The sequence below is a fragment of the Aquabacter spiritensis genome, assembly GCF_004346185.1.
Lineage (GTDB): Bacteria > Pseudomonadota > Alphaproteobacteria > Rhizobiales > Xanthobacteraceae > Aquabacter > Aquabacter spiritensis.
Genome location: NZ_SMAI01000005.1, coordinates 195,541 through 220,522, shown reverse-complemented (window position 1 = coordinate 220,522; position 24,982 = coordinate 195,541). Strand labels below are relative to the sequence as shown.

Genomic DNA, 24,982 nt, shown 5'->3' with positions numbered 1-24,982 from the left:
CCCGGGCTTCTGCCCGGTGCGTCGCCCCGAAACGTGCCCGACCGGAACCCTGAGGACACCATGTCCCGCTTGATTCGCCTCGCGTCCGCCCTCCTCCTCGCCTGCACGCCCCTCGCGCCGGCCTTCGCCGAGGCGCCGGCCGCGACCGGCGCCAAGGGCCTGACCGTCAGCGTCACCCACCCGCAGCGCCGCGATCTCTCCGAGACGCTGCTCGTCACCGGTTCGCTGGTGCCGCGCGAGGAGATCCAGGTCGGCCCGGAGATCGAGGGTTACCGGCTGATGCAGATCTTCGCCGAGGTGGGCGACAAGGTGGAGAAGGGCCAGGTCCTCGCGCGCCTGTCGCGCGACATGCTCGACGTCCAGCTCGCACAGAACGTCGCCAATGCCGCCAAAGCGCGGGCGGCGATCGCCCAGCAGCGCGCCACGCTCGACCAGATGCTGGCGCAGGAGGCCGAGGCGACGTCCGCCGTCGAGCGCTCCCGGCAATTGCGCAAAACGGGCGTCGCCTCGCAGGAGGTGCTGGACGAGCGCGAACGCGCGGTGAAGGTCGCCTCCGCCCAGGTGGCGGCCGCGCGTGAGGCGCTGGTCGCGGCCGAGGCGGACGCCACCCTCGTGGCGGCGCAGCGCGACGAGATCGAACTGCGCCTCAAGCGCACCGACATCCGGGCGCCGGAAGCCGGCACCGTTCTGACCCGCGATGCGCGGATCGGCTCCATCGTCCTCTCGACCCGTTCCGAACCGCTGTTCCGGATCGCCGCCGACGGCGCGATCGACCTCGATGCCGAGGTGCCGGAAGCGAGCATGGCGCGCATCGCCGTCGGCCAGAAGGTCGCGGTGACGCCGGCCGGCTTCTCCGCGCCGGTCGAGGGCAAAGTGCGCCTGATCGCGGCGCAGCTCGACAAGACGACGCGCCTCGGAAGGGTCAAGGTCGCGCTGGATCCGGATCCGCGCCTTCGCCCCGGCACCTATGCGCGCGGCCAGGTGGAGCTCACCCGGCGCGATGGGCTCACGGTTCCCCTCTCGGCCGTGATGTTCGACGCGACGGGGGCCTATGTCCTCACGGTCACCGACGGCACGGTCGCCGAACGACGGGTCGAGCCGGGTCTGAAGAGCCAGGGGCGCGTCGAGATCCTCAAGGGACTTTCCCCCGACGACAGCGTCGTGGTGCGGGCCGGCGGCTTCCTGCGCGACGGCGACAAGGTCAATCCGGTCGCGGCGCCGCTCAATACGAGCGAAACCCGGACGGGGGTGCGCTGATGGCTCTCAATATCTCTGCCTGGGCGATCCGAAAGCCGATCCCCTCTCTGGTCCTGTTCGTGGTCCTGACCGCGCTCGGCGTCGTGCATTTCCGCTCGCTGCCGGTCACCCAGATGCCGAATATCGACGTGCCAGTCGTCATGGTCACGGTCGCCCAGCCCGGCGCCGCGCCGAGCGAACTGGAGACACAGGTCACCAAGAAGGTGGAGAATGCGGTCGCCGGCGTGTCCGGCGTCAAGCACATCACCTCCTCGATTTCCGAAGGCGCGTCCGTCACCACGATCGAGTTCCATCTCGAGACGCAGGTCGACCGCGCGGTCAACGACACGCGCGACGCGATCACCAAGATCCGCACCGAACTGCCCCAGTCGATCGAGGAGCCGCTGATCCAGCGCGTCGATATCGAGGGGCTGCCGATCGTCACCTATGCGGTCTCCTCGCCGGCCATGAGCACGGAGGAACTGTCCTGGTTCGTCGACGATACGGTTTCGCGGGCGATCCAGGGGGTGCGCGGCGTCGCCCAGGTCAAGCGCGAGGGCGGCGTGATGCGGGAAATCCGCGTCGCGCTCGATCCCGACCGCCTGATGGCGCTCGGCATTACGGCGGCGGAGGTCAGCCGGCAGCTGCGCGCGACGAATCTCGACGTCTCCGGGGGGCGCGGCGAGGTCGGCACGCAGGAACAGTCGATCCGCACCCTCGCCGGCGCCGCCACGGTGGACGAACTGGCCGACACCCGCATCGTCCTCACCAACGGGCGGTACGTGCGGCTGAAGGATCTGGGCGAGGTCTATGACGGCGCCGAGGAGCCGCGCACCTTCGCCCGGCTCGACGGCCGGCCGGTCGTGGCCTTCGGCGTCTACCGCGCCAAGGGCTTTTCCGACGTCACGGTCTATGACCGGGTCGAGGAGGAGGTCGGGCGGCTGATGGCGAGCCATCCCGGCATCTCGATCGCGATGATCGACACGACGGTGCGCTACACCAAGGCCGACTACGAATCCGCCATGCACACGTTGATCGAGGGCGCGATCCTCGCGGTGGTGGTGGTGTTCCTGTTCCTGCGCGACTGGCGTGCCACCCTGATCACCACGCTGGCAATCCCGCTCTCCATCCTGCCGACCTTCTGGGTCATGGACCTGCTCGGCTTTTCGCTGAACGCCGTCAGCCTGCTCGCCATCACATTGGTTACCGGCATCCTGGTCGACGACGCAATCGTCGAGATCGAGAATATCGTGCGCCATATGCGGCAGGGGAAATCGCCCTACCGCGCCGCCATCGAGGCGGCGGACGAGATCGGCCTCGCGGTCGTCGCCACGACGCTGACAATCGCCGCCGTGTTCGTGCCGGTCTCCTTCATGGGCGGCATTGCAGGCCAGTACTTCAAGCAGTTCGGCATCACCGTGGCGATCGCGGTGCTGTTCTCGCTGGCGGTCGCGCGCTTGATCACGCCGCTGCTCGCGGCCTATTTCATGCGCGACACCGGCCATCGGCACACGGGCGACGGCCCGGTCATGCGCCCCTATCTGCGGCTTCTCGGCTGGTCGGTGCGCCACCGCTTCATCACCATCCTGATGGGCCTCGGCGTGTTCGCGGGGACCATCTTCCTCTCGACCCTTCTGCCCTCCGGCTTCCTGCCGGAGAACGACATTTCGCGCTCCATGCTCACCGTCGAACTGCCGCCCGGCACGACGCTCGGCGAGACCCAGAAGATCGCCGACCGCATCACCGATCTGATGCGGGAGCAGCCGGAGGTCGCGAGCGTCTACACCACCGCCGGATCGGGCGGGCAGGGCGGGCTCGCCTTGATGGCGGGCGAAGTGCGCAAGGCGCAGGTCGTGGTCAATCTCAAGCCGCGCGCCGACCGCACGGCGACTCAGTCCGAGTTCGAAGACCGCCTGCACGCGACGCTCTCGACGCTTCCCGACATGCGCTTCAGCTGGAGCGCGAACGGCCAGAACGCGCAGCGCGGCTTCACCGTCATCCTCTCCGGAAACGACGGCGAGGCGGTGGAGCGGGCGGCGCTGCAATTGGAGAAGGAGGTGCGCGACGGCGTGCCGGTGCTCAGCAATGTCGTCTCCTCGGCCGCGCTCGACCGGCCGGAGATCCGCATCGTCCCGAAGCTCGACCAGGCGGCGGAACTCGGCGTGTCGGTCGACACGATCGCCGAGACGGTGCGCATCGCGACCATCGGCGACATCAACGCCAATCTCGCCAAATTCTCCGCCAAGGACCGCCAGATCGACATCCGGGTGCAGATGGACGAGAAGGCGCGCGGCCAATTGGCAACCTTCGATGCGATCCGCGTTCCGACCTCGACGCCGGGTGTGTCGGTCCCGCTCTCCTCGGTGGCCCGCATCGAATTCGGCAAGGGGCCGACGGCGCTCGATCGCTACGACCGGGCGCGCCGCATCGCGGTCGAAGCCGACCTCGTCGGCGACACCCCGCTCGGCTCCGCGCTCGAGGCGGTGAAGGCGCTGCCGGCGGCGCGCAATCTTCCGCCGGGCGTGAGCCTGAAGGAATCCGGCGACGCCGAGATCATGGCGGAGGTGTTCTCCGGCTTCGCCACCGCGATCGCCGCCGGCGTCATGCTGGTGCTCGCGGTGCTGATCCTGCTGTTCCACGACGTGCTCCAGCCCATCACCATCCTGGTCTCGCTGCCGCTGTCGATCGGTGGCGCTTTCATTGCGCTGTTGCTGACCGGCAATTCGGTCTCCCTGCCGGTGGTCATCGGCTTTCTGATGCTGATGGGCATCGTCACCAAGAACGCCATCCTGCTGGTCGATTTCGCGATCGAATCCATGGCGGCGGGGCACGACCGCTACACGGCGTTGATGGAGGCCGGCCGCAAGCGCGCCCAGCCGATCGTGATGACCACGATCGCCATGGCGGCGGGCATGGTGCCTTCGGCGCTGGCGCTCGGCGAGGGCGGGTCCTTCCGCGCGCCGATGGCGATCGCGGTGATCGGCGGGTTGATCGCCTCGACCGTGCTGTCGCTGGTGTTCGTGCCGGCCGTGTTCTCGGTGATGGACGATCTCGACCACGGGCTTGGCCGCGTGTTCGGCCGGTTCGTCGGCAAAAGGGACGAGCACAATCCGGACGGCCCGGCCGAACCGAAGGAGCCGGAGGATGCGCGGCAGCACGTTTTGCCGGGAATCCCGCGGGCGGCGGAGTAGGGGCTTGACACGTTCGATAAAAAGAACGAATTATCCGCTATAACATTTCAACCCAGCGGTGCAGCCATGGCCTGCGGCCTTTGTATGCGGTGTTCGATGCGAATGTGAAGCTGGATGCGGCGCCGCGGCGCCGCCCCTGCCTTCCCCCTCGCCTTGGTCCCGCACGCGACCCCCCATGAGTTCGCCCTGACGAACGGGGGTCGCCGACGAAAGCCGGAGATGACCGTGAACGCCCCGTTTCCTATCCTCGCCTCGGCCGCATCCGCCGCCGCGAGGGATCCAGCCGTGACCGACCCCGTCATCCGCTTCGCGCATGTGGAAAAGATCTTTCCCGCGCGCCGCGGAACCCCGGAAGTCGCCGCGCTGCGCGATGTCGATCTCGCCGTGCCGGAGGGCGCCGTTCTCGGCGTCATCGGCCGCTCGGGCGCCGGCAAGTCGACCTTGATCCGGCTGGTGAACGGCCTCGAGACGCCGACCGGCGGGCGCATCTTCGTCGACGGCACCGAAGTGACGGCGCTGGACGAAGGCGGTCTGCGCCGCGCGCGCCGCTCCATCGGCATGATCTTCCAGCATTTCAATCTGCTCGCGCGCCGCACCGCATTCGAGAACGTGGCGCTGCCACTGGAAATCGCCGGTGTCCCGGGCCGCGAGATCCGCGCGCGGGTCGAGCCGCTGCTGGATCTCGTCGGTCTCGCCGACAAACGCGACCGCTATCCCGCGGAACTCTCCGGTGGCCAGAAGCAGCGGGTCGGCATCGCCCGCGCCCTCGCCACGCGCCCCCGCGTTCTCCTGTCCGACGAGGCGACCTCGGCGCTCGATCCGGAGACCACGGACCAGATCCTCGCTCTGCTGCGCAAGGTGAATGCCGAGCTGAACCTGACCGTTTTGCTGATCACCCACGAAATGGGGGTGATCAAAGCGGTGGCGGACCGCGTCGCGGTGCTGGAGGGCGGGCGGATCGTCGAGGAGGGGCCGACCTTTGCGCTGTTCGCCCGGCCGCAGCACCCCACCACCCGCGCCTTCGTTTCGGCCGTGACGGGCTCCGCCTTGCCGCCCTATGTCGCGGCGCGCCTGAAGCCGGAGGCCGGGCCGGGCGCGCAGGCCCTGGTGCGCATCGTCTTCACCGGCGCCAATGCCACCGAGCCCGTCCTTTCGCGCATCGGGCGGCTGCTGCGGGTGGAGGTGAACATCATCCAGGCGCAGGTGGACGAGATCGCCGGAACGCCGTTCGGCGTGATCGTCGTCGGTGTGCCGGGGACGCCCGCGACGGTCACCGCGCTGCTCGCGGCACTCGCCTCGCTTCACCTTTCGGCGGAGGTGCTGGGCTATGTTTGATTTCCTCACCCCTTCGATGGTCGACCTGCTGATCGCGGCGACCCAGGCGACGCTCTACATGGTGTTCGTGGCCGCCCTGATCGGCACCGTGATCGGCCTGCCGCTGGGCGTGTTCCTCGCCACCAGCCGGTCGGGCGAATTGTTCGCCGCGCCCTGGCTCAACCAGGCGCTCGGGCTCGTGGTGAATGCCGCGCGCTCCACGCCCTTCATCATTCTGGTGGTGGCGATCATCCCTTTCACCCGGCTCATCGCCGGGACCTCGATCGGCACCGAGGCCGCCATCGTGCCCCTGACGGTCGCCGCCGCCCCCTTCATCGCCCGGCTGATCGAGGCGGCGGTGCGCGAGGTCGATCAGGGCCTGGTCGAGGCCGCCCGCGCGATGGGAGCGAGCCCGCTCCAGATCGTGCGCAAGGTGCTGCTGCCCGAGGCGCTGCCCGCCATCACGCTCGCCCTCACCCTCGCCGTGGTCAGCCTCATCGGCTATTCCGCCATGGTCGGCGCGGTCGGCGGCGGTGGGCTCGGCGATCTCGGCATCCGCTTCGGCTATCAGCGCTTCATGCCCGAAGTGATGGCGGCGGTGGTGGTGGTGCTGATCCTGCTGGTTCAGGCGGTTCAGAGCACCGGCGACCTGCTCGCCCGCCGCCTCGACAAGCGCAACCGCCGCACCTGACCGCGCGCCGCCGCTCCCCGCTTCCCGACCAACGCCAGACCCTCGAACACTCTCGAAGGAGCCTTCCCATGCTTTTGCGCACCCTTCTCGCCGGCGCGACCATCGCCCTCCTCGCCAGCGCCGCGTCGGCAGAGACCATCAAGGTCGGCGTGACGCCCGGGCCGCATGCCCAGATCCTCGAAGCCGTGAAGCCCATCGCGGCCAAGAAGGGCCTCGACATCCAGATCGTCGAATTCTCCGATTACGTGGTGCCCAACACCGCGCTGGCGGCCGGGGAAATCCAGGCCAATTCGTTCCAGCACCAGCCCTATCTCGACAATCAGGTGGCGGATCGCGGCTTCAAGATCGTCTCGGTCGGCACCACGGTGAATTTCCCGATCGGCATCTATTCGAAGAAGTACAAGAGCTTCGACGATCTGCCGGCCGGCGCCACGGTGGCGATCCCGAACGATCCGACCAATGGCGGGCGCGTCCTCCTGCTGTTGCGCGACAAGGGCTATCTCAAGCTGCGGGACGGCGTCGGCTTCAAGCCCTCGGTCGCGGACATCACGGACAATCCGAAGAAGCTGAAGATCGTCGAGATCGACGCGGCGCAGCTTCCCCGGTCGCTGCCGGACGTCGCGGCCGCCGGCATCAACACCAATTATGCCAAGGAGGCGGGGCTCGATCCGGTGAAGGATCCGATCCTGCGCGAGGATCCGAAGGGGCCTTACGTCAACGTCATCGCGGTGCGGGCGGTGGACAAGGACAAGCCCTTCGTCGCGATCCTGGTGGAGAGCTATCGCAGCCCCGAGGTGAAGGCCTTCATCGACACGACCTATAAGGGGGCGGTTCTGTCGAGCTGGTGAGCCCGCTGGACGTACCGATCACATCGCATCGCGCTGTGATCGGTAACGCTCTCGACCGAGGACCAGCGTTATTTGCCTTCGAGCTGCGCGACCACGGCGGTGCGCGCCGCGGCGAGCGCTCCATCGTAATCCTCGGTGACGATCTCTCCGACCGCCAGTTCCAGCGCGGAGCGGAACACCCAGAGCGCCGCCCGCTCGGCCGGATGGTCGAGCGGCTCGGCCAAGGCCGCGCGGCCGGGATCCTCCAGCCGGCCGAGCAGATCGAGCAGCACGATCGCGACCGCCGGGTCGAGCGCGACGAGGAGTTCGGCCGTCGGCAAAGGCGCGCGGTCGCTGGTCATGTCGGTCATGCGTCAATCCTCGTTCCGCGCGAAGGGCGCGCCTGTTTCCGCAGGGCGGATCGCCCGGTCACCGCCGCGCCAGGATGAACAGGCGCGGAAAGGCGAGCAGGACCTTGCCGTCCGCCCGCGTCGTGTAGTGGCGGGCGAGCCGCGCCTCATAGGCCGAGAGATAGGCTGCCCGCTCCGGCGCGTCGAGGGGGTCGAGGAAGGGGCGCAGCCCCGTGCTCTTCAGCCATTCGACGATCGCGGACGTTCCGGCGAGGGGATGGCGATAAATGGTGTGCCAGATCTCGACCCGCGCGGCGTGCGGCGCGAGGAGGTCGTAATAGGCCTCGACCGAGAGCAGGCGCTCGCGCATCCCCATCGCTTCGGCGAGCTTGGCGGACCACGCGCCGTCGCCCGCCGCCGCACGCATCTCGGCATGGGAGGGCTGGTCGAGATTGTCCGGCATCTGGACCGCGAGATAGCCGCCCGGCGCGAGCTGCGACATCAGGCGGGGAAACAGCGCCTCGTGGTCCGGCACCCATTGCAGGACGGCGTTCGCGAAGATCAAATCGGCCGGTCGCTCCAACGTGAAGGTGCGCACGTCGCCGGCCTGGAAAGCGAGGGTGGGCAGACGTTTGCGGGCGGCTGTGAGCATGTCCGGGGAGGTGTCGATGCCGCGGACCTCGGCCGCGGGAAACCGTGCCGCGACAAGCTCGGTCGAATTGCCCGGCCCACAGCCGAGGTCGATGCACAGCCCCGCTTGCGCCAGCGGCACCTGCGCCAGCAGATCGCGCGAGGGGCGCGTGCGCTCATCCTCGAATTTCAGATATTGCGCGGCGCTCCAATCCTCAGCCATGGTTCCCTCCCGTCCCGCCTGTGTTTAAGGCGGGACGGTCGGTTACGAAAGGGGATAGGCCGCCTCGACCAGATAGGGCCCCCCGCCGACCGAATCGCGCGAGGAGAACAGCACGAAGCGCGGCACGTGGAAGGCCGGGCTGCGATAATAGCCCCGCGTCGCGAGATAATCCGCGACCTGACGGCTCGACGCGTCCCGCAGCCGGGCGAGGGTGACGTGGGGCTTGTAGGTCCGGTCGGGCGAGAGGCCGAGGCGCTGCATGATGCGCTCCTGCTCGGCGCGCAGCTCCATGAGCGCGGGACTGGACTTCACCGCCGCGAACACCGAGCGCGGCTTGTGGCCGCCGAACTGGTCGAGCCCGTCGAGCGCGAGGTCGAAGGCCCGGCGGCGCACCTGGCCGAGCATGTACATCACTTCGCGGGCGAGGACGTCGTCCACGTCGCCGACGAAGCGCAAGGTGAGGTGGTAGTTTTCCGGATCGATCCAGCGCGCCCCGGTCAGGCCGCCCCGCAGCATGGACAAGGTGGTGCCGACCTGCGCCGGGATCTCGATCGCTGTGAAGAGTCGCGGCACGGGCGCCTCCATCGCACGCCGGGACGTCCAGATATGGCCGCCCCAAACGACTGGCCATCCTAATGAAGAAGATTCGCGCGCCGCTGAAAAGCGGGGGTCAGCGCAAGGGGACGAAGATCTCCACTTCCAGGCTCTCCGGCGGGGCGGTGACGGGATCGGTGAGATAGCGCTCGATATAGAGGTCCTGCGCCTCGATGTTGCGGGCATCGAGATAATTGGCGATCGCCTCATAGGTGTTGTCCATGTCGGCGAACGATCCGACATGGCCGAATTTCAGCACCCGCCCGCTATAGGAGGCACCGAGGCCGACGCCGTTGGCGGGCTTTTCCGTGGTGGCGCCGGAAAACGGGATCTGCGCCTCGTAATCGAAGCCGGCTTCGTCGCTCGCCGTATAGGCGACCATGGCGTCTCCGGCGCGCTTCAGGCCGAGCCGGTCCATTTCGGCGGTAATGTCCTTGAGCGCCGCGACCAGCGCGTCGAAGCCTTCCGCCCAGCTCGCCGTGCCGGTCTTGGTGAGGATCGGCATCGGGTTGAGCACCGCCTCCTGCCCCATCACCGCATCCAGATGCTGCGGCCCATTGGGCGCCTGCGCGAGCGGTGCCGTGCCCGGCCCGCCGGGGGCGCTCGGGGCGCCCGCCGCCGGGGTCACGGCCAGGAGGCAGCCGGTGAACAGTGCGATTGCGATTCCGCGAACCCGATCGCCGAAGGTCATCTTTTCGTCTTTCGTCCGCAGGCCCCTTTTATCCTTATCAAGCTTCGTGCGAGGCGCATACCAGCCGGGGCGGGGGGTGGCGCGCGAACCCACGACCGCCATATAAGGCTGCGGGCGCCGGTTCCCAAGATGGTGCCTTCGGAGGATGGTCGGGTTCTATGCCGAGTCTTGCGGGTCGCCACTTCGTGAAGATGAACGGGCTCGGCAACGAGATCCTGGTGCTCGACCTGCGCGACGACCCGGCGGAGGTGACGCCCGCCGCCGCCCGGGCCTTGGCGCGGCCGGGTGTCCTGCCCTTCGATCAGGCGATGCTGCTCTATCCGCCGCGTGGTGGGGAGGCCGCCGCCTCTGTTCGCATCCTCAATTCCGACGGCTCGGAATCGGGCGCCTGCGGCAACGGCACGCGCTGCATCGCGGCGCTGGAGGCGGCGCGCACCGGCGACATGCACCCGGTGTTCGAGAGTGCCGCCGGCCGGCTCGATTGCACCGTCCATCCCGACGGCAGCGTCAGTGTCGACATGGGAGTTCCTCATTTCGGCTGGCGCGAAATTCCGCTCGCGTCCGATGTCGGCGCCACCGAGGCGGTGCGCATGCCGGGATACGACCTCCTCGGGCCGGCAAGCTTCGTGAGCATGGGCAATCCCCATGCCGTCTTCTTCGTGCCGATGGCCGATGCGGTCGACGTCGCGGCGACGGGCGCGGCGCTGGAACATGACCCGCTGTTTCCCGAGCGGGCCAATATCTCCTTCGCCGAGATGCTGGCGCCGGACCATATTCTGCTCCATGTCTGGGAGCGCGGCGCCGGGCGCACCCGCGCCTGCGGCACCGCGGCCTGCGCGACCGCGGTCGCCGCCGCGCGCACCGGCCGCGCCGGGCGCCGGGTCCGGGTCACGCTGCCGGGCGGCGACCTCACCATCGCGTGGCGGGAGGCCGACGGCCATGTGGTGATGACGGGGCCGGTCGCGCACGACTTCTCCGGCGTCCTCACGCCCGCCATGCTCGCGGACGCCGCATGACCGCCGCCGCGCCGCCCGAGGCGACGGAGCCGTTCGAGATCATCACGTTCGGCTGCCGGCTCAATGTCCTGGATTCCGCGCAGATGCGCCGCGCCGCCGGTGCGGCGGGGCTCGAGCGCGCGGTCATCGTCAATTCCTGCGCCGTGACGCAGGAGGCCGTGCGTCAGGCGCGCCAGGCCATCCGCCGGGTGCGGCGCGAGCGGCCCGAAGCGCGCATCATCGTCACCGGCTGCGCGGCCCAGACCGAGCCCGGCGCGTTCGCGGCCATGCCCGAGGTCGATCGTGTCGTCGGCAATGGGGCGAAGGCCGCGCCCGAAACCTGGGATGCCGCCCGCCGGGTGCTCGATTTCGGCCTCGGCGACGAGGCGAAGGTCGCGGTCGACGACATCATGGCGGTGCGCGAGACGGCGCTCCATATGGTGGATGGCTTCGACCGGCACACCCGCGCCTTCGTCCAGGTCCAGACCGGCTGCGACCATCGCTGCACCTTCTGCATCATTCCCTATGGCCGCGGTCCCTCCCGGTCGGTGCCGATGGGCGAAATCGTGGCGCAGATCCGCCGTCTGGTCGAAACCGGCCATGCCGAGGCGGTTCTCACCGGGGTCGATCTCACCTCCTATGGCGCGGACCTGCCCGGCGCGCCGACGCTCGGCCGGCTGGTGCGCGCCATTCTGCGCCACGTGCCGGACCTGAAGCGCCTGCGCCTGTCCTCGATCGACACCGTCGAGATCGATGCCGAGCTGATGCGCGCGCTGGCCGAGGAGCCGCGGCTGATGCCGCATCTGCACCTCTCCCTCCAGGCCGGCGACGACATGATCCTGAAGCGCATGAAGCGCCGCCATGCCCGCGCCGACGCGCTCCGTCTGGTCGACGAGATGCGGCGGCTGCGGCCCGATCTGGTGTTCGGCGCCGATCTCATCGCCGGCTTTCCGACCGAGACCGAGGCCATGTTCCGCAATACGCTCGATCTGGTGGAGGCGTGCGGCCTCGCCTTCGTCCACGCTTTCCCCTTTTCGCCCCGTGCGGGAACACCCGCCGCGCGCATGCCGCAGGTGCCGCGCGAGGTGGTGAAGGACCGCGCCCGGCGACTGCGGGACAAAGGCGCGCAGGCGCTGCAGCGCCATCTCAGCGGGGCGGTCGGCGCCCGCCGCTCGATCCTGGTCGAGATCGGCGGCGGCGGGCGCACCGAGCATTTCACCCCGGTTCGTCTCGCCCGTGCGGCGGCCCCCGGCACCCTTCTCGAAGCGCGCATCGCCGGCCATGACGGCGCGCGCCTGATTGCGGCCTGACCCATGAGCGACACCCAGGACAGCGGAAAGAAGGGCTTCTGGAGCCGGCTCGCCAGCGGGCTCTCCCGCACCGCGAGCAGCCTGACCCAGGGCATCACCGACCTCGTCACCAAGCGCAAGCTCGACACCGCCACGCTGGAGGACCTCGAAGACCTCCTGATCCGCGCCGATCTCGGCGGCCCGGTCGCGGCGCGGATCGTCGAGAAGGTCGGCAAGGGCCGGCACGACAAGATGATCGCGCCCGAGGACGTGCGGGGGCTGATCGCCGACGAGGTCGAGACCATCCTCGCGCCGGTTGCGACGCCCCTCATCGTGGATCGCAGCCAAAAACCTTTCATTCTCCTCATGGTCGGGGTCAACGGATCGGGCAAGACGACGACCATCGGCAAGCTGGCGTCGCAATGGCGCGCCGAGGGGCTGAAGGTGATGCTGGCGGCCGGCGACACGTTCCGCGCCGCCGCGATCGAGCAATTGAAGGTCTGGGGTGCGCGGACCGGCGCCGCCGTGATCGCCCGGCCGCCCGGCTCGGATGCGGCGGGGGTGGCGCACGACGCCATCACCCAGGCGCGCGCCGAGGGCGCCGACGTGCTCCTCATCGACACGGCGGGCCGGCTGCAGAACCGCACCGAGCTGATGGCCGAGCTGGAGAAGGTGGTGCGCGTGGTGAAGAAGCTCCAGCCCGGCGCGCCGCACGCGGTCCTCCTGGTGCTCGATGCCACCGTGGGCCAGAACGCGCTGTCCCAGGTCGAAGTGTTCACCAAGGTGGCCGGCGTGACCGGCCTCGTCATGACCAAGCTCGACGGCACCGCGCGCGGCGGCATCCTGGTGGCGATCGCCGAGAAGCACCGTCTGCCGATCCATCTCGTCGGCGTGGGCGAGGGGCAGGACGACCTCCAGCCCTTCGCCGCCCGCGACTTCGCCCGCGCGATCGCGGGACTGGCTTAGAGCGCGCCGATCGCCCGGCATCTCCGTTCGGTCGGAAAACGTTCTCCGCCAAGGAATGAGAGACTGATTCCCCGATCGTCTCGGTCATCGCATCGGGGTCGGCCGATCCGCGCGCGTGCGCCGCGCCGCCGCTGACGCGCGCGGGTAAAGGCGGGCGCGCCGGCCGGGCCGCTGCGATGCAGGGCATTCGGCGGCGGCTTGGGACGCGGCGGCGCCGGGGCGCCCGCGCCGGCGTCTTTTCTATAAGATATTGAATTTATTGCTTTTTAGGCGCGCCTTCCGGTCTCGCCGCGGCGCCGGCACCCCGTTCTGCAATTATTTGTCATTCCAATTCCGATCTTGCTTTGTGCGCTGCAAGATGCGGGTGATCCTCCTTTTGCCGGCGCGACTCTTCGCGGCCGGAGGGAGCTGAGAATGAGCATCTTGGCCTTCAGGCAGCCGCGCGAGCGGGCGGTCGGCGGGAGCCCCGTGGCGGCGACGGAGCGGCGGCCCGACGGGCAGGGCCGCATCGAGGGGCGCGGCCTCGCCATGACCTTCGCGGCGCGCTCCGGCCCCGTGACCGCGCTCGAAAGCCTCGACATCGACGTGCGCCCCGGCGAATTCCTGGCGCTGCTCGGGCCGTCCGGCTGCGGCAAGTCGACGTTGCTCAATCTGATCGCCGGCATCATCAAGCCGACCTCCGGCACGCTGACCATCGACGGCGCCCCGGTCAAGGGGCCCAATCCGGGATGCGGCATCGTCTTTCAGCAGCATTCGCTGTTCCCCTGGATGACCGTGATCGAGAATGTCGCCTTCGGCCCGCGCATGCTGGGCCATGGCGACCCGCTGTCGACCGCCCGCACCTTCCTGTCGCTGGTCGGGCTCGACAAGCATGCCCGTGCGTGGCCGGCGAGCCTGTCCGGCGGCATGCAGCAGCGCGTCGGCATCGCCCGCGCCCTCGCCACCTATCCCCCGGTCCTTCTGATGGACGAACCGTTCGGCGCGCTGGACGCGCAGACCCGCTCCATCATGCAGGAAGAGCTGCTGAAGATCTGGTCGCAATTCCACACCACGGTGGTGTTCGTCACCCATGACATCGACGAGGCGATCTTCCTGGCCGACCGGGTCGTGGTGATGAAGACCCAGCCGGGCGGCATCAAGCGCGAGGTGCGCATCGATCTGCCGCGTCCCCGCGATGCCGCGCTCATCAAATCGGAGCTGTTCAACCATTATCGCGGCGAAATCTTCGAGCTGATCCGTGAGGAGACGCTCAAAGTGTTTCGCCCCGACAATGGGCATTGAGGGGGCCGCGATGCGTTTCCTCCCCGGGCCCGAGCAGATCCAGAAATGGGGATGGGCGATTGCCGGCATCGCGCTGTTCCTCGGCCTGTGGACCTTCGCCGCCTTCCGCATGGCCAATGCCGTCCTGCTGCCCGAACCGGCCGCGGTGGTGCAGGGATTGGTCACCCTGCTCGAGGACGGGACGCTGATTTCCGACGTCGCCGCCTCGATGAAGCGGGTGCTGGGCGGGTTCGCGATCGCGGCCGTCCTGGCGGTGCCGCTCGCGCTCCTGATGGCGTTCTCCCGCCCGGTCGGCCTGCTGCTGTCGCCGATCGTCACCTTCCTGCGGCCGATCCCGCCGATCGCCTGGATCCCGATCGCGATCCTCTGGTTCGGGATCGGCGATCCGCCGAGCTATTTCATCACCGCCCTCGCGGCCTTCTTCCCGATCTTCATCAATTCCTATGCCGGCGGGCATTCGGTCCGCCCCGAGCACGTCCATGCCGCCCGGTCGCTCGGCGCGGGGCCGCGCGCGCTGTTCGTGCGCATCTATCTGCCGTCCGCCATGCCGATGATCGCCACCGGCCTCAGGATCGGGCTCGGCCAGTCCTGGATGGCGGTGGTGACGGCGGAGCTGATCGCGGCCCATTCGGGGCTCGGCTACATGATCCAGGCCAACCGCCTCGCGCTGGAGACGGGCCTCGTCCTGGTCGGCATGTGCGTCATCGGCGTGCTCGGCGCGGTGATGTCGATCGGCCTGGAAGTGCTCGAGAAACGCGTTCTGGTGCCCTGGAAGCACCCCTGACACTCATTCCCCGGAGGCGCAGATGATCAAGCCAGTCCAGCTTTGCCGTGCGGCCGTTCTCGCCGCCCTCTGTCTCTCCTTCGGCACCGGGCCCGCGGCGGCCGCGGACGACCCGATCCGCATCGCCTTTCCGAGCGGGATGAACGGGCAGATCGTCGTGACGATGGAGAAAGCGGGGATCGCCAAGGAAGCCGGGCTCGACGCCACCTTCGCGGCGTTCCAATACGGCCCGCCGATGATGGAGGCGCTGGCCGCCGGCTCGATCGACGCCGTGGTGACGAGCCTGATGCCGGTGACGTCCTACGCCGCCAAACTGCCCGGCGACGTGAAGATCGTCGCAATGCTCGGCCAGTCCAGCCATTCCCTGATGGTCGCCAAGGACAGCCCCGTCACGGCGCCTGCGGCCCTCGCCGGGCGCAAGGTCGGCGTCTCGTTCGGCTCGGATTCCCATCTCGATACCCTGGTCTGGCTGAAGGAAACCGGCCTCGCCGATAAGGTGTCCCTGATCAATATCGCGCCGTCCGAACTCGTCACGGCCTTGGCCAATGCTTCGGTCGACGCGGTGGTGATCCGCCAGCCCCAGGTGCTGCGGCTGCAGCAGCAGTCCGGCGCGCGGATCCTCCACACCTGGCCCTTCCGCTTCGTCTCGATCGTGAAGAGCAAATATATCCAGGACAATCCCAAGGCGCTGGAGAAGTATCTCGCCGCTTTGCGCAGCGCGATCTTCTACATCTCACAGCATCACGAACAGGCCGCGACCTGGTTCGGCGCGTCCCTGCGCATCGCGCCGGAGATCGTCATGGAGGTCTCCAAGGACGATCCCAACTACGCGGCCAAGTCGCTCTCCGACATCGACATCCAGGTGACGCCGGCGTCCCGCGCGCTGATCGAAAAATGGGCGACCGACGCCTACGACTACAAGATGATCAGATCCAAGGTGGATTTCGGTCAGCTCTTTCGCTGATCCGCTTCGCCGGCGCCTGATCGCCGCTTCGATGTCCCCGCCCGCCTCTTCAAACGCTTCCGGCCGACGGGCCGGGAGACGGCCCCTTGCACCCGCACCCCTCCCCGGAACCCGACCATGACACACGACGCGTCCGCCTCCGTCGCCGAGACGTTCCATCTCTGGGTCTTCTCCGACGCCCATGTCGCCACCGACAAATGCGTCTCCGACGCGATCCGCAACGGCATGGCCTTCACGCCCCCCGCGGGTTATCCGGAAAGCCTCGCCACCGCTTTGCGCCAGTCGGAGGAGGGCGGCGAATTGGGCGGTCCGCCGTTCCGCTGGGACGTCGCGCTCGATCTCGGCGACAATGCCGGGCGCTGGGACCTGCCGGACGATGCGCAAGGCGTCGAAGTGGTCCGCCAATATGGCGCGCTGACGCGGCATCGCCGCGAGCAGATCTATCCGGTCGCCGGCAATCACGATGCCTCGCCCGGCGCGGCGCCGTCGAGCGCGGGCAAGCCGGCCAATTGGTGGTTCCGCACCTATGTCGACCCGCTGGGCGAGTTTCCCGAGACCTCGGGCGTCGACAAGGCCAAGCGCCCCTATCCGATCGAAGGCGAATGGGACCGCTACAGCTTCAAAGTCGGCAATATCCGCTTCCTGATGATGAGCGACCGCAACGATCTGCCCTATCCCGTGGGGCGGCAGGAGTTCGGCGGCGGTTCCCCGGCGGGGGCGGTCACGGGGGAGACCTGGGATTGGTGGCAGGCCCAGGTGGCGGCGGCGGACGGCGACATCGTCATCAGCTGCCACCACCACATGCTGCGCGAGACCACGGTCGCATCGGGCGATTTCGAGGGATTGTCGCGCTATCCGGACGGGCGTTACCGGCACGGGCGCTATCACGGCGTCGACGGGGTGCCGGAGGGCGCGTCCTATCTCTATTTCGTCGACGATACGCCCAAGGCGCAGAAGTTCGAGCATTATCTCGCGGCGCATCCGGGTGCGGTCGACATCTGGCTCGGTGGCCACACCCACACCTTTCCCGACGACGTGGTGAGCGGGCGCAGCCATGTCGAGCGCCGCTGGGGCACGAATTTCGTCAATTGCGCGCAGCTCTCGAAATACCATTCCTTCGTCACCTGCCCGCCGATGAGCCGGCACTTCACCTTCACCGACGGCTCGCCTTTGGTGCGGGTGCGCTGCTATCTCCACGACGACAGCCATGCGCCCCAGGGCTGGTACGCGCCGTCCGAGCGGGTGCTGGAGCTGAACCGGCCATTCCGGGCGCGCTAGGCGGGGCAGACCGCGGGCCGTGGCGCGGAACTTGCTAGCCATCCGGGAATGACCAAGCTCCATCGCCAGGCAGGTCGCCCATGATGCCGCAGTCCGTCCCGGCCCCGGCCGCGCCCGACCGGCAACGCATGCTGATCCTCTCCGACAGCGAGGATCTGAGCGAGCGCAAGTCTTCGGTCTTCGCTCGCCTCTCGGAGAGCGAGCAGACCCAGGTGCTCGCGCACTGTACCCCGCGCCTGGCGCGGCGCCATGCCATGGTGTTCCGCCAGGGGGAGACGCAGCAGGGCATCTTTTTCATCCGCTCCGGCGGGGTGCGGGTGTTCTTCGTCGCGCCCTCCGGCCGCGAGATCACCCGCGCCTATTGGTTCGCCGGCCATTTCATCGGCGGCCCCGACGTGTTCGGGCAGAATGCCAATATGTGGTCCGCGATCGCGGTGCGCGACACCAGCCTGATCTTCCTGCCGAGCCCGGCGCTGCGCATCTTGTGCGGGCGCATCCCCAATCTCGCGCTCGGCCTGATCGACGCGATGGCCTTCAAGGGGCGCTGCTACGCCGCCATGGCGCAGATGCTCGGGACGCGCTCCGCCAGCGAACGGGTGGCGCGGCTGCTCGTGCACCTCGCGGAGATGTACGGCACCCCCGGCGCCGACGGCACCGAGATTTCGCTCACCATCACCCAGGAGGAAATCGCCCATATGGTCGGCGCCAGCCGGCAATGGGTGACGGCCGGGTTGAAGCGGCTGCAATCGGCCGGGATCATCGAGGCGCGACGCGGCAAGATGCTGATCCGGGACCTCGACGCGCTGCGGGCGGACAAGGGCTGAAGGCCGCTCGTCGCAGGAATTCCGCAGGGTCCGCGCCTGCTTGGAATAAGACCAAGGTCAGCAACTAGTTGCTATCGAGCCGGGGCGTGCGGGTGTCCAATCGGTCCCATGATGGCCCCTTCAGAGGCGACCGCCTCCCTCTTCGATCCCGCTGCGGTTCCGGACGAAATCCGGCTCAATGCGGCGCGCGACGCGCTCCTCCTCACCTGGGACGGCGCCGGCGCCCGCGCCTTCGGCGCGGAACGGCTGCGGGCCGCCTGCCGGTGCGCCTGGTGCACGCGGGCACGGGCCGAGAGCCGGTTTCCCGCGCGCTTCCCCGGCATCGCCGTGACCGGCGTCGCGCCGGTCGCCGACTATGCCCTCAACCTGTTCTTTTCCGACGGCCACGAGCGCGGCATCTACCCGTTCAGCTATTTGCGCGCTCTGGCCGACGCCGATCTTGCGGAGACCACCCCATGAGCGACATCAAGACCGACATCGTCGACTGCGACATCCTCGTCATCGGCGGCGGGACCGGCGGGCCCATGGCCGCGATCAAGGCCAAGGAGAAGAATCCCGGCCTCAAGGTCGTGCTGATGGAGAAGGCCAATGTGAAGCGCTCCGGCGCGGTCTCCATGGGTATGGACGGGCTCAACAATGCGGTGATCCCCGGTTATGCGACCCCCGAGCAATATGTGAAGGAGATCACCGTCGCCAATGACGGGATCGTCCACCAGAAAGCCGTGATGGCCTACGCCACCGGCTCCTATCCGATGATCCAGTATCTGGATTCGATCGGGGTGAAGTTCGAGAAGGACGGCTCCGGCGAATACAATGTCCGCAAGGTCCACCATATGGGGACCTATGTGCTGCCCATGCCGGAGGGCCACCATGTCAAGAAGGCGCTCTACCGCCAATTGCGCCGGCTCCAGGTGATGATCACCAATCGCTACATGGCGACGCGGCTTCTGACCGGCCCGGACGGGCAGGTGGCCGGGGCGATGGGCGTCAATACGCGGACCAGCGAATTCCTGGTGGTGCGGGCGAAATCGGTGGTGCTCGCCTGCGGCGCGGCCGGCCGGCTCGGCCTGCCCGCCTCGGGCTATCTGTTCGGCACCTACGAGAATCCGGCGAATTGCGGCGACGGCTATGCCATGGCCTATCATGCCGGGGCCGGGCTCGCGAACCTCGAATGCTACCAAATCAATCCGCTGATCAAGGATTATAACGGCCCGGCTTGTGCCTATGTGACCGGCCCGTTCGGCGGCTATACCGCCAACAACAAGGGCGAGCGCTTTATCGAATGCGACTATTGGTCGGGCCAGATGATGAAGGAGTTCTTCTCGGAACTTCAGAGCGGCAACGGTCCGGTCTTCCTCAACATGACGCATCTCGCCGAGGAGACCATCTCCGAGATCGAAACCATCCTGCACTCCAACGAGCGGCCCTCGCGCGGCCGGTTCCACGAGAATCGCGGCACGAATTATCGCGAGCGCATGGTGGAGATGCACATTTCGGAGATCGGCTTCTGCTCCGGCCATTCCGCCTCCGGCGTGTGGGTGGACGAGAATGCCCGCACCACGGTCGCCGGCCTCTATGCCGCCGGCGACATGGCGAGCGTGCCGCACAATTACATGCTGGGCGCCTTCGTGAACGGCGGCATTGCCGGGCGGGACGCTGCGGATTATTGCGCCTCCACCGACCTGCCGGCCTATGACCCGGCCTTCGTCGCCGCCGAGCAGGAGCGCATTCTCGCGCCGACCCGCCGCGAGGACGGGCTGACGCCGTTCGAAATGGAATTCAAGACGCGCCGCCTGGTGAACGATTATCTGCAGCCGCCGAAGGTCACCGCGAAATACCGCATCGCACAGGAGCGCTTCGGCGAGGTGCGCGAGGATTTGTCCGCCCTTTGCGTGCGCGATCCGCACGAATTGATGCGGGCGCTCGAACTGCAGTCGATCCTCGACTGCGCCGACATGGCGGCCGCCGCCTCGCTCTACCGCACCGAAAGCCGGTGGGGCCTCTATCACTGGCGGGTCGACCATCCCGCCACCGACAACGAAAACTGGTTCTGCCACACGCTGCTCTACAAGGACGAGGCCGGCAAGATGGCCCACCGGAAGCGCGATGTGGACCCCTATGTGGTGCCGATCCCCGAGGAGGAGATGGGCGCCTACCATCAGCTGCGCACCGCCGCCCCCCTCGCGGCCGAATGACGCCCCTTCCTTCCGGAGCAAGTCCCATGCCTCACGCCCATCATTCGACCTCGGTCCCGGTCACCGTCGACGACGCCAAATGCATCGCCGAAAAGGGCTGCCGGGTGTGCATCGACGTCTGTCCGCTGGATGTCCTCGCGATCAATCCGGCGACCGGCAAGGCGCACATGAAATATGACGAATGCTGGTATTGCATGCCCTGCGAGGTGGATTGCCCGACCCATGCGGTGAAGGTCGAGATCCCCTATCTCTTGCGCTGAGGAGCCCGAAATGCCGATCTTCGAGGCGTTCGACGACGAGATGGACGAGATCCTCGCGCGGGCGCGCAGCACGGATTCCGGGGTGCGCCGGGTGGCCATGCTTTCGCTCGCCGAGGCGGTGGAGCCGGAGGCGGTGCCGCTTTTGATCGACGGCACGCGCGACCCCGACGCCATGGTGCGCGAGGCGGCCTGCAAGGCGCTGGACGAGCATTCCGGGACCGAGGTGGCGCTCGCATTGATCGCCGCGCTCGATGATCCCGAGGAGGCGGTTCGCCTCGCGGCGGCCGAAAGCCTCGCCGACAAGAAGGAGGCGGGCGCCGCGTCGGCTCTGATCGCGCGCGCGGCGGAGGGTGGCGTGTTCGTCCGGTCGGCGGCACTGCGGGCGCTGCGCGAGATGCAGGAGCCCGCCGCGCTTCCGGTCGCGCTCGCCGCGCTCCAGGATCCCGAAGTCGCGGTGCGGCGCGAGGCCCTGGGCGTGCTCGGCTGGCTGAAGGCGGAGGCGGCGCTGCCGGCCCTGATGATGGCCGCCAATGACAGCGATCCCTCGGTGCGGCGCGCCGTCATGGCGGCCCTGGTGTTCGTCCGGCCGGGCACGCCCGGCGTGCCGCCGCTCATTGCGGGGCTGACGGACGACAATTGGCAGGTCCGCGAGGAAGCCGCCTTCTCCATCGGCAAGGCGCGGCTGCCGGAAGCCGCCGACCCGCTGATCGCCGCGACCGGCGACGAAGCCTGGCAGGTCCGGGCCAAGGCGGTGAACGCGCTGGGCAAGATCAAGGCGCGCGGCGCGGTGCCGGCGATCTCGGCGGCGCTCGACCACAGCCTCTCAAATGTCCGCAAGGAAGCCGCGGCGGCGCTCGGCGAAATCGCCGACCCGGCTGCGATCGGCGTGCTCGAGCGGGCCTATGACGATCCGGACCCGGATGTGCGCAAGCTGGTGCGCTGGGCGCTCGACCGCTGCCGGGCGGCGGCCTGACGCCGTCCTGAAACGGCGCGGCGCCCGGCCGCGACTGGTACGGTTCTTGCGATTGTTCCAATTCGGAACTTCGGGAGAATCGTGATGCTGTCACCCCAGGCGTCGGGCGCGTCCCGCGCGACCGGATCGCTTCTCTTGTCCAACACCGCCCCCGCCCAGGCCCTCCTGCTGACGGAGAATGCCGCCCTCGCGAACGGCCCGCCGCTGCTGCTGCAGCGGCTCAGCCTGAAGGAGCGCGAGGAGGTCCTGAAGGAGGGCCAGCGCCGGGTCGTTTATCGCGGCAAGATGCTGTTCTCGCAGGGCACGCCGCATGACGGCATCTTCCTGATCGAGAGCGGACGCATCCGCGTGTTCTACATCGCTCCTTCCGGGCGCGAGATCACCCTGGCCTATTGGCATGCCGGAAATTTCGTCGGCGGCCCCGAACTGTTCGGCCAGGGCATGCATGTCTGGTCCGGGGTGGCGGCGGCGAATTCGGTCGTCGTCCATCTCTCCGGCAAAGCCTTGCGCGGCCTCATTGCGCGCATGCCGGCTCTGGCCATCGGCCTGATCGAGGGCCTCACTTTCAAGGGCAAATGCTATTCCGCTCTGGCGCAGATGCTGGGCACCCGGTCGGTCACCGAGCGGCTGGCGCATCTGCTGCTGCATCTGTGCGACACCTATGGCGTTCCGGAAGGGGACACGGTGGCGATCGGCACCGCGCTCACCCATGCCGATCTTGCCCATATGGTGGGCGCCACCCGGCAATGGGTGACGATTTCGCTGAAACGGCTGCAGGCGCAGGGCATCCTTTCGACCGAGAAATCCAAGATCGTCGTGCATCAGCTGGACGCTCTGCATGCGATGCGCGGCGGAACCTGACTGTGCGTCAGGCGGGCAGCTTCTGCCGAAACATTCGGCAGGCCTCATTTCATGGCAACTAATCCACCGCCGGAGGCCTTCTTCCTTTGAACCTCTCGAAGCTTGCGACCGAAGATGATGCGAGGCCGAGAAGAGCCGACGCACACAGCGCCAAGCATTCCATGAGGTGAACCTATGCGGAAGTCAGCACCCTCGCCCTTTCAACTCGCCGCCGGCCTGGTTCTGGCCGTCGCCTGCGCCGCTCCAGCTTCGGCCCAGTCGACGGTGACGATCGGCATCGGCACCCAGGACACCACGACGAACACGGTGACCACCGGCGTCGTGATCCGCGAACTGAAGCTGCTGGAAAAGTACCTGCCGAAGGACGGCAAATACGCCAACGTCACCTTCAAGCTCGACTGGCAGAACTTCACGTCCGGCCCACCCGTCACCAACGGGATGATGGCGGACAAGCTCCAGTTCGGCGGGATGGGCGACTATCCGCTGGTGGTGAACGGCTACACCTTCCAGCAGAACCCGCAGAGCAAGAGCCAGCTGATCGCGGTCGCCGCCTACAACATCCACGGATCCGGCAACGGCGTCGTGGTGCACAAGGATTCCGATTATTTCGAGCTGTCCGACCTGAAGGGCAAGGTGCTCAGCGTGCCGTTCGGCTCCGCCGCCCACGGCATGATGCTGAAGGCCATGCAGGACAAAGGCTGGCCGAACAATTATTTCCAGCTGGTGAGCCAGAGCCCGGAAGTCGGCTCGACCAATCTGCAGGAAAAGAAGATCGACGCGCACGCCGATTTCGTGCCGTTCGCCGAATTGCTGCCGTTCCGCGGCTTCGCCCGCAAGATCTTCGACGGCGTCGAGACCAAGGCGCCGACCTGGCACGGCGTCGTGGTGCGCACCGACTTCGCCGAGAAATATCCGGAAGTCGTCGTCGGCTACATCAAGGCGGTGATCGAGGCCAATGACTGGGTCCGCAAGGATCCCAAGGCAGCGGCCGAAAGCATCGCGAAATGGACCGGGATCGACAAGGAAGTGGTCTATATCTTCCTCGGCCCGGGCGGCATCATGACGATGGATCCGACCATCAAGCCGCAGCTCGTGGCCGATGCGGCGGAAGATGCCGGCGTCCTTCAGAAGCTCGGGCGGATGAAGGAGTTCGACGTCAAGGCCTGGGTCAATGACAGCTATGTCCGCAAAGCCTACGCCGAACTCGGGCTCGACTATGAGGCCCAGCTCAAGAGCCTGGCCAATTACGAGGTCTCGGGCGAGGACACCTTCTGCAAGGTGAAGATCGCCGAGCCGCGCATGGCCGGCGAGATCTGGGTCGAGGGCGAGGGCATCAAGGCCTATTCGAGCCCGGTCTGCACCCTCGGCGCGCTCGCCGAGATGAAGGCCCAGGGCAAGAAGGCGACCACCGTCTATCTGTTCGACACCGCGCAGGGCATCAAGCTGTTCGCCTCCGAAGCCTTCTTCGCGGCCGTCACCAAGGACGGCAAGACCCAGATCCAGCCCTTCCTGCTGAAGAAGGATGCCGAAGCCGCGGCCGCCAAGGACGGCGGCAAGGTGCTCGGCTTCGAGGATGCGCTGAAGAGCGTGACCTCCGGACGAGGATGATTGCCATGAAGCACACGACGGCTCTCGCGACCGTGGCCAGTGCAAAGGACCGGTTCGCGCGCGCAACGGAGGAGCCGGCCCGCGCCGGCTCCGTCGTCCTGCGCCCGCCCCGCGTCCCGCACGCCGCCCCGGTTCCGCCCCGCGGCGCCGCCGCCCGCCTGAAGCGGTGGTTCCGGCTCAACAAGGGCACGATCCGGGCGATCCTCCTGGGCATGCTGTCGATCGGACTGTTCATCGCCCTGTGGCATGTGCTCACCGTCAACCGCATGTCGGTCTATGTGCGGTTCGTGAACGTGCCGTCGCCGGAACAGGTGCTGGAGAGCGCCGAACAGGCCTTCGCGAGCGGCCGCTTCTTCGACCATATCGTCATTTCCTGCCGGCGGATCCTGATCGGCTTTTCCATCGCCACCCTGGTCGCGGTGCCGCTCGGCCTCTTGATGGGGCGCTACAAGCTGCTGCGCGAGGTGGTGTTCCCGGTTTCCGAGGTGATGCGGCCCATCCCCGCCATCGCCTGGGTGCCGATGGCGATCATGCTCTGGCCGACCAATGAGGAGAGCATCGTCTTCATTACCTTTCTCGGCTCCTTCTTCCCGATCCTAATCAACACCCTGCACGGCATGTCGACGGTCGACGAGGTCCTGGTGCGGGCCGCGCGCTGCCTCGGCGCGCGGGAAGCCGCCACCTTCCGGGAAGTCTATTTCCCGGCCGCGCTGCCGCAGATTTTCACCGGCCTGACGGTGGGGATGGGCGTCGCCTGGGTGTCGCTGATCGCGGCGGAGATGATTTCGGGCCAGTTCGGGATCGGTTATTTCACCTGGGAATCCTATTCCCTGGTCCAGTATTCCGACATCGCGCTCGGCATGATCTGCATCGGCGTGCTCGGCCTCGCCTCGTCCTTCGCGATCCGCGCGGTGGGCCGCATCGTCACCCCCTGGGCCACCCGCCATTAGGAGCCGT

The 24,982-nt window shown here is 67.9% G+C and carries 24 protein-coding genes; 20 read left to right on the top strand and 4 right to left on the bottom strand.

Annotation, left to right across the window (positions count from 1 at the left end; translation table 11 throughout):
- Positions 1-60: 60 nt before the first annotated feature.
- From EDC64_RS10520 to EDC64_RS10500, 5 genes are all read left to right on the top strand, one after another.
- Positions 61-1,257 carry an efflux RND transporter periplasmic adaptor subunit gene (locus EDC64_RS10520; protein ID WP_132031241.1) on the top strand — a complete coding sequence of 399 codons (1,197 nt, stop codon included), beginning with the start codon at positions 61-63 and terminating at the stop codon, positions 1,255-1,257.
- Positions 1,257-4,427 carry an efflux RND transporter permease subunit gene (locus EDC64_RS10515; RefSeq protein WP_132031240.1) on the top strand — a complete coding sequence of 1,057 codons (3,171 nt, stop codon included), beginning with the start codon at positions 1,257-1,259 and terminating at the stop codon, positions 4,425-4,427. The genes EDC64_RS10520 and EDC64_RS10515 overlap by 1 nt, the downstream gene beginning before the upstream one ends.
- 219 nt (positions 4,428-4,646) lie before the next feature.
- The gene (locus EDC64_RS10510; protein WP_132031239.1) at positions 4,647-5,762 is read left to right on the top strand and encodes a methionine ABC transporter ATP-binding protein; all 1,116 of its coding nucleotides are present in this window, start codon (positions 4,647-4,649) and stop codon (positions 5,760-5,762) included.
- Positions 5,755-6,432, top strand: coding sequence for a methionine ABC transporter permease (locus EDC64_RS10505; protein ID WP_132031238.1), 678 nt, complete (start codon positions 5,755-5,757; stop codon positions 6,430-6,432). Before EDC64_RS10510 ends, EDC64_RS10505 begins: the two co-directional genes overlap by 8 nt.
- 68 nt (positions 6,433-6,500) lie before the next feature.
- Entirely contained in the window at positions 6,501-7,280 is a 780-nt protein-coding gene (locus tag EDC64_RS10500) for a MetQ/NlpA family ABC transporter substrate-binding protein (protein ID WP_132031237.1), read from the top strand.
- Between the two features lie 68 nt (positions 7,281-7,348).
- Here the strand turns inward: EDC64_RS10500 and EDC64_RS10495 are convergent, their stop codons facing one another.
- The 4 genes from EDC64_RS10495 to EDC64_RS10480 form a co-directional block, all read right to left on the bottom strand.
- The gene (locus EDC64_RS10495) at positions 7,349-7,630 is read right to left on the bottom strand and encodes a hypothetical protein (RefSeq protein ID WP_132031236.1); all 282 of its coding nucleotides are present in this window, start codon (positions 7,628-7,630) and stop codon (positions 7,349-7,351) included.
- A 58-nt stretch (positions 7,631-7,688) separates the two neighbouring features.
- The gene (gene tam, locus EDC64_RS10490; protein WP_132031235.1) at positions 7,689-8,462 is read right to left on the bottom strand and encodes a trans-aconitate 2-methyltransferase; all 774 of its coding nucleotides are present in this window, start codon (positions 8,460-8,462) and stop codon (positions 7,689-7,691) included.
- Between the two features lie 42 nt (positions 8,463-8,504).
- Positions 8,505-9,035: an RNA 2',3'-cyclic phosphodiesterase gene (gene thpR / locus EDC64_RS10485; RefSeq protein WP_132031234.1), complete on the bottom strand. Its 531-nt coding sequence runs from the start codon at positions 9,033-9,035 to the stop codon at positions 8,505-8,507.
- A gap of 97 nt (positions 9,036-9,132) precedes the next feature.
- Positions 9,133-9,747 carry a GyrI-like domain-containing protein gene (locus EDC64_RS10480; RefSeq protein ID WP_165933715.1) on the bottom strand — a complete coding sequence of 205 codons (615 nt, stop codon included), beginning with the start codon at positions 9,745-9,747 and terminating at the stop codon, positions 9,133-9,135.
- A gap of 158 nt (positions 9,748-9,905) precedes the next feature.
- Between EDC64_RS10480 and dapF the strand changes: the two genes are divergently transcribed.
- The 15 genes from dapF (at position 9,906) to EDC64_RS10405 (ending at position 24,975) form a co-directional block, all read left to right on the top strand.
- Positions 9,906-10,763, top strand: a complete 858-nt coding sequence (gene dapF / locus EDC64_RS10475; RefSeq protein ID WP_132031232.1) for a diaminopimelate epimerase — start codon at positions 9,906-9,908, stop codon at positions 10,761-10,763.
- Positions 10,760-12,052 (top strand): tRNA (N(6)-L-threonylcarbamoyladenosine(37)-C(2))-methylthiotransferase MtaB, encoded by a 1,293-nt coding sequence (gene mtaB / locus EDC64_RS10470; protein WP_132031231.1) that lies wholly within the window; start codon positions 10,760-10,762, stop codon positions 12,050-12,052. Before dapF ends, mtaB begins: the two co-directional genes overlap by 4 nt.
- Positions 12,053-12,055: 3 nt before the next feature.
- Positions 12,056-12,997 carry a signal recognition particle-docking protein FtsY gene (ftsY, locus tag EDC64_RS10465; protein ID WP_132031230.1) on the top strand — a complete coding sequence of 314 codons (942 nt, stop codon included), beginning with the start codon at positions 12,056-12,058 and terminating at the stop codon, positions 12,995-12,997.
- A gap of 414 nt (positions 12,998-13,411) precedes the next feature.
- On the top strand, positions 13,412-14,278 hold the full coding sequence (locus tag EDC64_RS10460; RefSeq protein ID WP_132031229.1) for an ABC transporter ATP-binding protein: 867 nt from the start codon (positions 13,412-13,414) through the stop codon (positions 14,276-14,278).
- 10 nt (positions 14,279-14,288) lie between these two features.
- The gene (locus tag EDC64_RS10455) at positions 14,289-15,062 is read left to right on the top strand and encodes an ABC transporter permease (protein ID WP_132031228.1); all 774 of its coding nucleotides are present in this window, start codon (positions 14,289-14,291) and stop codon (positions 15,060-15,062) included.
- 22 nt (positions 15,063-15,084) lie between these two features.
- Entirely contained in the window at positions 15,085-16,026 is a 942-nt protein-coding gene (locus EDC64_RS10450; protein WP_132031227.1) for an ABC transporter substrate-binding protein, read from the top strand.
- A gap of 117 nt (positions 16,027-16,143) precedes the next feature.
- Positions 16,144-17,304 carry a metallophosphoesterase gene (locus tag EDC64_RS10445; RefSeq protein ID WP_132031226.1) on the top strand — a complete coding sequence of 387 codons (1,161 nt, stop codon included), beginning with the start codon at positions 16,144-16,146 and terminating at the stop codon, positions 17,302-17,304.
- Between the two features lie 80 nt (positions 17,305-17,384).
- Entirely contained in the window at positions 17,385-18,128 is a 744-nt protein-coding gene (locus tag EDC64_RS10440) for a Crp/Fnr family transcriptional regulator (RefSeq protein WP_132031225.1), read from the top strand.
- A gap of 108 nt (positions 18,129-18,236) precedes the next feature.
- Entirely contained in the window at positions 18,237-18,587 is a 351-nt protein-coding gene (locus EDC64_RS10435; protein ID WP_245504642.1) for a DUF971 domain-containing protein, read from the top strand.
- A complete protein-coding gene (locus tag EDC64_RS10430) occupies positions 18,584-20,323 on the top strand; it encodes a fumarate reductase/succinate dehydrogenase flavoprotein subunit (RefSeq protein WP_132031224.1) in 1,740 nt (579 codons plus the stop codon). Before EDC64_RS10435 ends, EDC64_RS10430 begins: the two co-directional genes overlap by 4 nt.
- 26 nt (positions 20,324-20,349) lie before the next feature.
- Complete coding sequence (locus EDC64_RS10425) at positions 20,350-20,583, top strand: 4Fe-4S dicluster domain-containing protein (protein WP_132031223.1); 234 nt, start codon at positions 20,350-20,352, stop codon at positions 20,581-20,583.
- A gap of 10 nt (positions 20,584-20,593) precedes the next feature.
- The gene (locus EDC64_RS10420) at positions 20,594-21,556 is read left to right on the top strand and encodes a HEAT repeat domain-containing protein (protein WP_132031222.1); all 963 of its coding nucleotides are present in this window, start codon (positions 20,594-20,596) and stop codon (positions 21,554-21,556) included.
- Between the two features lie 84 nt (positions 21,557-21,640).
- A complete protein-coding gene (locus EDC64_RS10415) occupies positions 21,641-22,417 on the top strand; it encodes a Crp/Fnr family transcriptional regulator (protein ID WP_132031221.1) in 777 nt (258 codons plus the stop codon).
- A gap of 174 nt (positions 22,418-22,591) precedes the next feature.
- Positions 22,592-24,025, top strand: coding sequence for an ABC transporter substrate-binding protein (locus tag EDC64_RS10410; RefSeq protein ID WP_132031220.1), 1,434 nt, complete (start codon positions 22,592-22,594; stop codon positions 24,023-24,025).
- A gap of 5 nt (positions 24,026-24,030) precedes the next feature.
- Positions 24,031-24,975, top strand: a complete 945-nt coding sequence (locus tag EDC64_RS10405; protein ID WP_132031219.1) for an ABC transporter permease — start codon at positions 24,031-24,033, stop codon at positions 24,973-24,975.
- Positions 24,976-24,982 lie beyond the last annotated feature (7 nt).